Source organism: Burkholderia paludis (assembly GCF_000732615.1).
Classification (GTDB): Bacteria; Pseudomonadota; Gammaproteobacteria; order Burkholderiales; family Burkholderiaceae; genus Burkholderia; species Burkholderia paludis.
In genome coordinates this window covers 91,779-101,030 of the sequence record NZ_JPGL01000033.1, presented here as the reverse complement: position 1 = coordinate 101,030, position 9,252 = coordinate 91,779, and the positions used below count along the sequence as shown (strand labels likewise).

Sequence of the window (9,252 nt, the reverse complement as noted above, 5' to 3'; positions counted from 1 at the left end):
CGCCGACGATCGGCGCGCTGAGCGGCGTGGGTGGGTCGACCCTCGCGCTCGGCGGGAACAGCCTGACGTTCGGCGACAACACGAACCAGACTTTCGGTGGCGCGATCACGGGCTCGGCGGGCGTGACGAAGCAGGGTAGCGGCACGGAGACGCTGACGGGCGCGAACACGTACACGGGCGGCACGACGATCAATGCCGGCACGCTGGCGATCGGCGCGAACGGGAGCCTGGTGGCGACGGGCGCGGTGAACCTGGCGAACACGGGCACGACGCTCGACGTGAGCGGCGCGACCACGCCGCAGGTGATCGGCACGCTGACCGGCGCGGCTGGCTCGACCGTGAAACTGGGCGGCAACACGCTGACGGCGGGCGGCAGCGCCAACGGTACGTTCGCCGGGGCGATTACGGGTACGGGCGGTTTCACGAAGGCCGGCACGGGAACTGAAACGCTGACGGGCGCGAATACCTACACGGGCGGCACGACGGTGGCGGGCGGTACGTTGGCGCTGGGCGCGGGCGGCAGTCTCGCGACGGGCGGCGCGGTGAGCCTGACGGGCACGAGTGCGACGCTCGATCTCAGCGCGGCGGGTGCGCCGCAGACGATCGGCGCGCTGAGCGGCGTGGGCGGGTCGACCCTCGCGCTCGGCGGGAACAGCCTGACGTTCGGCGACAACACGAACCAGACTTTCGGTGGCGCGATCACGGGCTCGGGCGGCGTGACGAAGCAGGGCGGCGGCACGGAAACGCTGACGGGCACGAACACCTACACGGGCGGCACGACGATCAATGCCGGCACGCTCGCAATCGGCGCGAACGGCAGTCTGGCATCGACGGGGACGGTAACCCTGGCGAACACGGGCGCGAAGCTCGACTTGAGCGGTGCGACCACGCCGCAGGCGATCGGCGGTCTCGCGGGCGCGGGCGGCACGACGGTCAAGCTCGGTACGAGCGGCCTGACGCTGGGCGATGCCGGCAATCACACGTTCAGCGGCGCGATCACGGGTGCGGGCGGCATCACGAAGGCCGGCACGGGCACGGAGACGCTGACGGGCGCGAACACCTACACGGGCGGCACGACGGTGGCGGGCGGTACGCTGGCGCTGGGCGCGGGCGGGAGTCTCGCGACGGGCGGCGCGGTGAGCCTGACGGGTACGAGTGCGACGCTCGATCTCAGCGCGGCGACTGCGCCGCAGACGCTCGGCGCGCTGAGCGGCGTGGGCGGGTCGACCCTCGCGCTCGGCGGGAACAGCCTGTCGTTCGGCGACAACACGAACCAGACTTTCGGTGGCGCGATCACGGGCTCGGGCGGCGTGACGAAGCAGGGCGGCGGTACGGAGACGCTGACGGGCGCGAACACCTACACGGGCGGCACGACGATCAATGCCGGCACGCTCGCGATCGGCGGGATGGGCAGCCTCGCATCGACGGGTGGGGTCAATCTGGCGGGCGCGGGTGCGAAGCTCGATTTCAGCGGTGCGCTCCTGAACCAGTCGATCGGCGCGCTGTCCGGTGTGAGCAACACGACGGTGGTGCTCAGTGGGGGCAACTTCTCGCTCGGCAACGGCGGCGGCAGCGCGACCTTCGGCGGCGCGCTGACGGGCACGGGCTCGCTGACGAAGAGCGGCGCGGGCACGCAGACGCTGACGGGCGCGAACAGCTACACGGGGGGCACCACGATCAACGCGGGCAAGCTGGTGATCGGCGGGGGCGGCAGCCTGGCGGCGACGGGCGCGGTGAACCTGACCGGTACGGGTGCGACGCTCGACATCAGCGCATCGAACGGCAACCAGACGATCGGCGCGCTGCTGGGCGCCGCCGGCACGAACGTCGCGCTCGGCGGCAACACGCTCACGTTCGGCGACAGCTCGTACTCGACCTTTGCCGGCGCGCTGAGCGGCACGGGCGGGATCACGAAGCAGGGCAACGGCGTGACCACGCTGACTGGCGCGAACACCTACACCGGCGCGACGACGATCAATGCGGGCGGCCTGGTGATCGGCGCGGGCGGCAGCTTGTCGAGCGCGACCACCGTCGATCTCAACGCGGTGGGCACGGGCTTCACCATCGGCAGCGGCGTTGGCCCGCAGACCATCGGCGGGCTGGCCGGCGTCGCGGGCAGCACCGTGTCGCTCGGCGCGAACCCGCTGACGCTCGCGGGCTCGGGGAACACGGTGTTCGCCGGCACGATCGGCGGCGGGGCCGGCCTCGTGAAGAGCGGCACCGGCACGCAGACGCTGTCGGGCAACAACACCTACGGCGGCGGCACCACGGTCACGGGCGGCACGCTCGTGCTCGGCAGCAACGGCGCGCTCGGCACCGGCGGGCTGACGGTCAGCGGGGCGAGCACGCTCGACACGACGACCGCGGTGACGCTCGCGAACCCGGTGACGGTGAACGCCAGCACGACGATCGGCGGCAGCGCGAACCTGACGCTGTCGGGCGTGGTGTCGGGCGTGGGCGGCCTCGTCAAGAACGGCCAGAGCACGCTGACGCTGAACAGCGCCAACACGTTCCAGGGCGGCACGGTGCTGAACAGCGGCTCGCTCGTGATCGGCAACAGCGGCGCGCTCGGCACGGGCGGCCTGACGCTGAACGGCGGCAACGTCGCGCTCGGCGGCACCCAGCTTACGCTCGGTGGGCTCAACGGCGCGAGCGGCGGCACGCTCGACACCGGCACCGGCGGTCTCACGGTCGCGGGCGGCGGCGCGTACGGCGGCACGCTGGCGGGTAACGGCTCGCTGACGAAGAGCGGCGGCGGCACGCTGATCCTGTCCGGCGCGAACACCTACGCCGGCGGCACGACCATCAACGCCGGCGCGCTGCAGATCGGCAACGGCGGCACCTCGGGCAGCCTCGCGGGCAACGTGGCGGATGCCGGCGCGCTGATCTTCAACCGTTCGGACAATACGTCGTTCGGCGGCGCGATCTCGGGGGCCGGTTCGCTGACGCAGGCCGGCAGCGGGCAACTCACGCTGACGGGCACGAGCACGCTGAGCGGCCCGACCACCGTCAGCGCGGGCACGCTCGCGGTCAACGGTTCGCTCGGCCAGTCGATCGTGACCGTACAGAGCGGCGCGACGCTGACCGGCACCGGCACGATCGGCGGCCTCGTGGTGCAGGGCGGCGCGATGGCGGCCGCAGCGCAACCGGGCGCGGCGCTGAACGTGGGCGGCAACGTCACGTTCCAGCCGGGCTCGACGTTCCAGGTCGCGGCGACGCCGCAGCAAAGCGGCAGCCTCGCGGCGAGCGGCAAGGCAACGCTGAACGGCGGCACCGTGCAGGTGCTCGCGAACCAGGGCGGCTATCAGCCGAGCACGACCTACACGATCGTGAGCGCGGCGTCGGGCGTGCAGGGCGCGTTCAGCCAGGTGAATTCGAACTATGCGTTCCTGATGCCGACGCTCAGCTACGATCCGGATCACGTGTACCTGCGGCTGGTCGAGAACGGCACGTCGCTGCCCGACGTCGCGACGACGCCCAACCAGCGCTCGGTCGCGACCGCGCTCGGCGGGCTCGGCGCCGGCAATCCGCTCTACGACGCGGTGCTGACGACCGATGCGGGCACCGCGCGCCGCGCGTACGGGCTGCTGGACGGCGAACTGCAGGCGAGCCTGAAGAGCATGCTGCTGCTCGACAGCCGCTACGTGCGCGACGCCGTGACCGATCGCGTTCGTCAGGGTCTTGCGCCCGGATCGGGCCCGCTCGCCGCGCTGTCGTCGGGCGGGGCGGCGCTGTGCGGCGACAACAGCGCGGGCGCGACGTCTCCGGAGCAGCGGATCGGCTCGCGCGAGGGCTGCTACGGCGGCACGCCGTACCAGCCGGTCGTCTGGGGGCAGGCGTTCGGCGGCCGCAGCCGGCTGACCGGCGACGGCAACGCATCGACGATCAACCGCAGCATGACGGGCTTCATCGCCGGCGCCGACATGGCGCTCAACGACAAGTGGCGCGCGGGTCTGGCCACCGGCGTCACGCACAGCTCGCTCGACAACGACCAGAGCTCGTCGGCGGCGGTGAACAGCTACTACCTGTCGCTGTACGGCGGCGCGCAGTACGGGGCGCTCGGCGTGCGCGGCGGCGCGTCGTACACGTGGTACCGGATCAACAGCGACCGCTATCCGGGCTTCGCGGGTTTCACCGATCACGATTCGGCCGGCTACAACGCGAATTCGGCGCAGGTGTTCGGCGAAGTCGGCTATGCGCTGCCGGTCGGGCCCGTCGCGATCGAGCCGTTCGCGGGCCTCGCGTACGTGAACATGCACACCGACGGCTATACGGAGACGGGGGGCGCGGCGGCGCTGCAAACCGGCGGCGAGACGACCCACGTGGGCTTCTCGACCCTCGGCCTGCGCGCGGCGTCGCAGCTCGGCTCGATCGGCAGCGGCACGTTCACCGCGCGCGGGACGGTCGGCTGGCGGCATGCGTTCGGCAACGTGCGACCGTCGTCGGCGTTCACGTTCGCGAACGGCGGCACGTCGTTCCAGGTGTCGGGCGTGCCGATCGCCCGCGACAGCGCGGTGCTCGAAGCCGGCATCGACGCGAACATCACGAAACGCCTGACGCTCGGTCTCACGTACAGCGGCCAGTACGGCAGCGGCGTGCGCGACAACGCGGTGCTCGGCAACATCCTGTGGAAGTTCTGACGGACCCGCGGCGGCGGGTAGATCCCGCCGCCCGGGCTGCCGGAACGCAATCGTGCCGTTGACGAATACGGTTTCGGGTTGTGCTGCGCTGTGCGGGCGGATGGCGTCCCGATGCCATGGTTGTTTTCCAGTACGAGCGATTGAAACCTTATGCGGATCACCGAGGAATTGCTGGCAGCCGGAGCGAGCGCGGGAGGCGGGTATACACGCCGGCAGATGGAGTTGCTCGGGGTGAAGCCCGTCGCTGGATGGAAGAAAGCGGCCATCGGCGCCGAGATTTCCGAGGAGGCTGCGCAGGCATTCAGGGATCTCGCCGGCTCAGGCAGCAAGAAAGAAAAATCCGGCGCCGGGCCGGTCAACTGGTGTGGCGCCGCCACGCCGAGGGATATCCATCTCTATGTCCTCGAACTCGAGGAGGGGCGATTCTATGTCGGCCTGAGTGATGACCTGGACCGCCGGTGGGAACAGCACAAGTCCGGTGTCGGAGCGGAGTGGACCAAGCGATACAGGCCGTTGCGACGCGTTTATGCCATCAACACCGGCACTCAGGACACGCACAGGGCCGAAGCGATGGAGGACGAGGCTACCATCGCGTTGATGTCGGAACACGGCATCGAGCGGGTGCGGGGCGGGCACTTCTGCAAAATCGATCAGGCTGGAACCGAGGCGGATCTACGAGCAAAAGGCGGATGGGATCGCATCAAGCAAGCTCAAGCCCGGAAAACCGCATGGGGCTCGGATGCCTCGTGGAGCGACGCACTCGACGCATTCGTGAATATCGCCGTGCAATATTACGATGCAGGCGCGCCGGAAAACTTGCGCGACGATGTGTTTGCCGCGGCATATCGCTTGACGCGATACCGCTTCTGGCGAGAAGAGTTTGCTCCCGGGCTGGCTTGGGATTTCTGGAATCCCAAGGGGATATTGCCCGTGCTTCTATCGTTCAAGCTCCGGCGCCCGGTGTCCAGCGGGTTACCTTCGTCCTATGACGTACTGGCGGCCGCGTTGAATCGTGGGCGAGGAGGCAAACATCCGTTGCGGCGGCTCTTCCTCTTGGCCTGGAAGGCATACCGGCCGCCGACAACGGACAAACAGGACATCGCTGTTGACCGATTCCTGGAATACCTCGCCAACGACGAAGAGTACGATCGCGGGTACGATGATTTCGTGTCCGTCTTGCTCCCTGAAACAAGAAATCTACTAAGGGCGTGAGAGAGACGTGAGCCGTGTCGGCGAGGTCATTGGCCTTTGCTCTTGATTGCAACGAGTACGGCCACGCCTTGACGAGCGCATGTACTGGCTCGCTCGTTATGGCAATTTCCGTTCCGAAAAGCGCAGGGAACCCGCGCGCGGTGCCTGTCGCATGCGCGACGGTCCGGTATGAGACCTGCGATGAACGACTCGTGTGCGACTGCCGTTTCCGCCTGAAAGGCGAGGTGTCCGGGTGATTGAAGTTCTCATTGAATAAATATGTAATCCTATCAATATTGTGTATGTGGAGGATCGGCGAACGACGGTTTCGGCAAGCACCCATGCGATCAGGTCGGCACATGACGAAGCATCCGTGCGCGTGTGGTCGGGGGGCGTTCGGCGCACGTGAAGATAGGCACCGCTTGCGTGAGCGGCGGCGGACGGATGAAGCTTTTGGCGCGAGCGCGGCAAAACGGGTCGGTGTCACCGCCGTGCCCTGGATGCGAGCGTGAGCACGGTCACGGCGGGCGGCCGGCGCCGTGTTCGATGTCGGCACGGACTTTGCGCGCCGCGAATCGAGCACGGCGTCGAACCGAAGCCGGACATCGAGGCGACATCGCAGCGACATCGATCCGTCATCGAAGCGACGCTGCACGCGTCCGCGGTTCTGGCCTATCCTGTGCGAACCACGCGATGCGCGCCGCGCGTCGCGTCCGACCCAGGAGCATCGATGCCGAATCACGCCGAAGCCGCCACGACGCAGGCGCCGCCGGTCGAACCTGCCCCGACCGCCGCGCCGGGCCCCGCTTTCATCGCGCCCGAAGCCGATCCGCAGGCCCTCGCGCGCAACAACCAGTACGTATTGAAATCCGGCGACGCGTTCGTGGTCAGCGACGCGCTCGGCGACATCGGCGGTCACGACGACGGCCTGTTCGTCGACGACATGCGCGTGCTGTCGAAGTGGCGCCTGACATTCGGCGGCCGCGCGCCGTCGCTGCTGTCGGGCGCGACGAGCGCCGACAACGCGTCGTTCACCGCGCACCTGACGAACCGCCCGCTGCCGCCGCTCGGCGGCCACGAGACGCCCGAGGGCGTGATCCATATCGAGCGGATGCGCGTGCTCGCGGGCGACGTGCTTTACGAAGCGCTGACGCTGACGAACTACGGCGCGAGCGAAGCCGAGGTGCCGCTGTCGCTGTCGTTCGCGGCCGATTTCAAGGACATGTTCGAAGTGCGCGGCACGCAGCGCCCCAAGCGCGGCGCCGTGGCGGCGCCGCGCGTCGACGCGGGCGCGGTGCGGTTGCGCTACGACGGCCTCGACAGCGTCGAGCGCAACGTGACCGTGTATTTCTCGCCGGCGCCCGACGCGCTGTCGGTCGATCGCGCCGACTACACGCTGACGATCGCCGCGCAGGCCTGCGTGTCGATCTACCTGACCGTCGACGCGACGCTCGGCCCCGCGCACGCCGACAATCCGGGATGCGGCCGCGTCGCGTTGCGCACCGCGCTCGTCGGCGTGCACCGCGAGATGCGCGCGCGGCGCGAATCGATGGCGCGCGTGAACACCGGCAATCCGCTGTTCGACGCGTGGCTCGACCGCTCGCTCGCGGATCTCGGGCTGCTCACCACGCAGCTCGACACGGGGCCGTACCCGTACGCGGGCATTCCGTGGTTCTCGACGCCGTTCGGCCGCGACGCGGTGATCACGTCGCTGCAGATGCTGTGGCTGCAGCCGTCGCTTGCGCGCGGCGTGCTGAGGTTCCTGGCCGAGCACCAGGCGCGCGAGACGTCCGCGTTCCGCGACGCCGAGCCCGGCAAGATCATGCACGAGTTCCGCCGCAGCGAGATGGCCGCGACGGGCGAGGTGCCGTTCGCGCTGTACTACGGCGGGGTCGACACGACGCCGCTGTTCATCGTGCTCGCGGGCGCCTACGTCGAACGCACCGGCGACGATGCGCTGATCGACGAGCTGTGGCCCGCGCTCGAACGCGCCGCGCAGTGGGTGATCGACAAGTGCGACCGCAATCCTTACGGACTGCTCGATTACCAGCGCACGTCGGAGCGCGGCCTCGCGAACCAGGGCTGGAAGGACAGCCACGATTCGGTGTTCCACGCGGACGGCCGCTTCCCGGACGGGCCGATCGCGCTCGTCGAGGTGCAGGCGTATGCGTGCGCGGCGCTCGATGCGATGTCGGCGTGCTCGCAGCGGCGCGGCCACGCGGCCGACGCCACGCGCTACGCATTGCGCGCGAAGACGCTGCGCGAGCAGGTCGACGCGCTGTTCTGGATGCCGGAAGGCGATTTCTACGGCATCGCGCTCGACGGCCACGGCGACCTGTGCCGCGTGTTCGCGTCGAACGCGGGCCACCTGCTCGCGTTCGGGTTGCCCGACGCCGAGCGCGGCGCGGCGGTCGCCGGCGTGCTCGGTTCGACGCTGTTCCAGACGGGCTGGGGCATCCGCACGCTTGCGGCGGGGCAGCCGCGCTTCAACCCGATGGCGTATCACAACGGCTCGGTGTGGCCGCACGACAATGCGCTCATCGCGCGCGGGCTCGCGCGCTACGGCGACAAGACGGCCGCGGTGAACCTGCTGCGCGCGCTGTTCGAGGCGGCGGTGAGCTTCGAGATGCGTTTGCCGGAGCTGTTCTGCGGGTTCCCGCGCCGGCGCGGCGAACCGCCGACCGCGTATCCGGTGGCCTGTCTGCCGCAGGCGTGGGCGGCCGGCGCGCCGTTCATGATGCTGCAGGCGTGCCTCGGCGTGAGCATCGACGCGACTCGTCACGAAGTGCGCGTCGAGCGTCCGGCGCTGCCGGAAGGCGTCGACTGGCTGCGGATCGACGCGTTGCGCGTGGGCGACGAGACCGTGTCGCTCACCTTCCGCCGCGTCGACGGCCAGGTCGTCGCGGCGGCGGAGCAGCCGGGGCGCGTGAAGGTGGTCGCGGTGCTGTAGCGCGAGGCCGCGCGAACGTTGCGCGATGTCGCGCCACGTTCGCGCGCAGCGGCATAGAATCGTGACATGACCCTTGAACGATGGCGGAGGTAGACGATGACGACCGACAACCGGCCCGACGACAGCGAGCACAAGCTCGAGAATCTCGAAGCGGCGGTCGACCACCTGCACAAGTCGATCGAATCGCAGAGCATTGCGGTCGGCGCGGCGAAGGGCATCCTGTTCAGCCTGATCGAGACGCTCGGCGCACTGATCGGCGATCCCGACCTGCCCGAGCACGCACGCTCGGGTTACGAGGCGCTGCGCGACAAGGCGAGCGAGTTGCGCGGCGGGCTCGACCGGCATTGAAGCCCGGCGGGCGCCGGTGCCTGCCGCACGGGCCGCACCGGCGCTGCCCGATCCTGAGGACGAAGCGCAAAACCGTGTGCGATCAACGGGTTAGGCGGGCGATGCGCAGGATATCCACAAGCT

4 protein-coding genes are annotated in these 9,252 nt (G+C 69.5%); all 4 read left to right on the top strand.

What is annotated here, in order from left to right; genetic code table 11:
- On the top strand, positions 1 to 4,640 hold a 4,640-nt coding region (locus tag GQ56_RS0121480), incomplete at its 5' end, for an autotransporter-associated beta strand repeat-containing protein (RefSeq protein ID WP_031400587.1).
- Positions 4,641 to 4,790: 150 nt separating this feature from the next.
- Positions 4,791 to 5,852 (top strand): GIY-YIG nuclease family protein, encoded by a 1,062-nt coding sequence (locus tag GQ56_RS39460; protein WP_034199258.1) that lies wholly within the window; start codon positions 4,791 to 4,793, stop codon positions 5,850 to 5,852.
- Positions 5,853 to 6,561: 709 nt separating this feature from the next.
- The gene (locus GQ56_RS0121470; protein WP_031400586.1) at positions 6,562 to 8,781 is read left to right on the top strand and encodes an amylo-alpha-1,6-glucosidase; all 2,220 of its coding nucleotides are present in this window, start codon (positions 6,562 to 6,564) and stop codon (positions 8,779 to 8,781) included.
- Between the two features lie 96 nt (positions 8,782 to 8,877).
- On the top strand, positions 8,878 to 9,129 hold the full coding sequence (locus tag GQ56_RS0121465; protein WP_011354368.1) for a hypothetical protein: 252 nt from the start codon (positions 8,878 to 8,880) through the stop codon (positions 9,127 to 9,129).
- The last annotated feature ends 123 nt before the right edge of the window (positions 9,130 to 9,252 follow it).

Coding starts and splice junctions, on each gene's coding strand:
- GQ56_RS39460 (WP_034199258.1), top strand. CDS start 4,791: ATGCGGATCACCGAGGAATTGCTGGCAGCCGGAGCGAGCGCGGGAGGC.
- GQ56_RS0121470 (WP_031400586.1), top strand. CDS start 6,562: ATGCCGAATCACGCCGAAGCCGCCACGACGCAGGCGCCGCCGGTCGAA.
- GQ56_RS0121465 (WP_011354368.1), top strand. CDS start 8,878: ATGACGACCGACAACCGGCCCGACGACAGCGAGCACAAGCTCGAGAAT.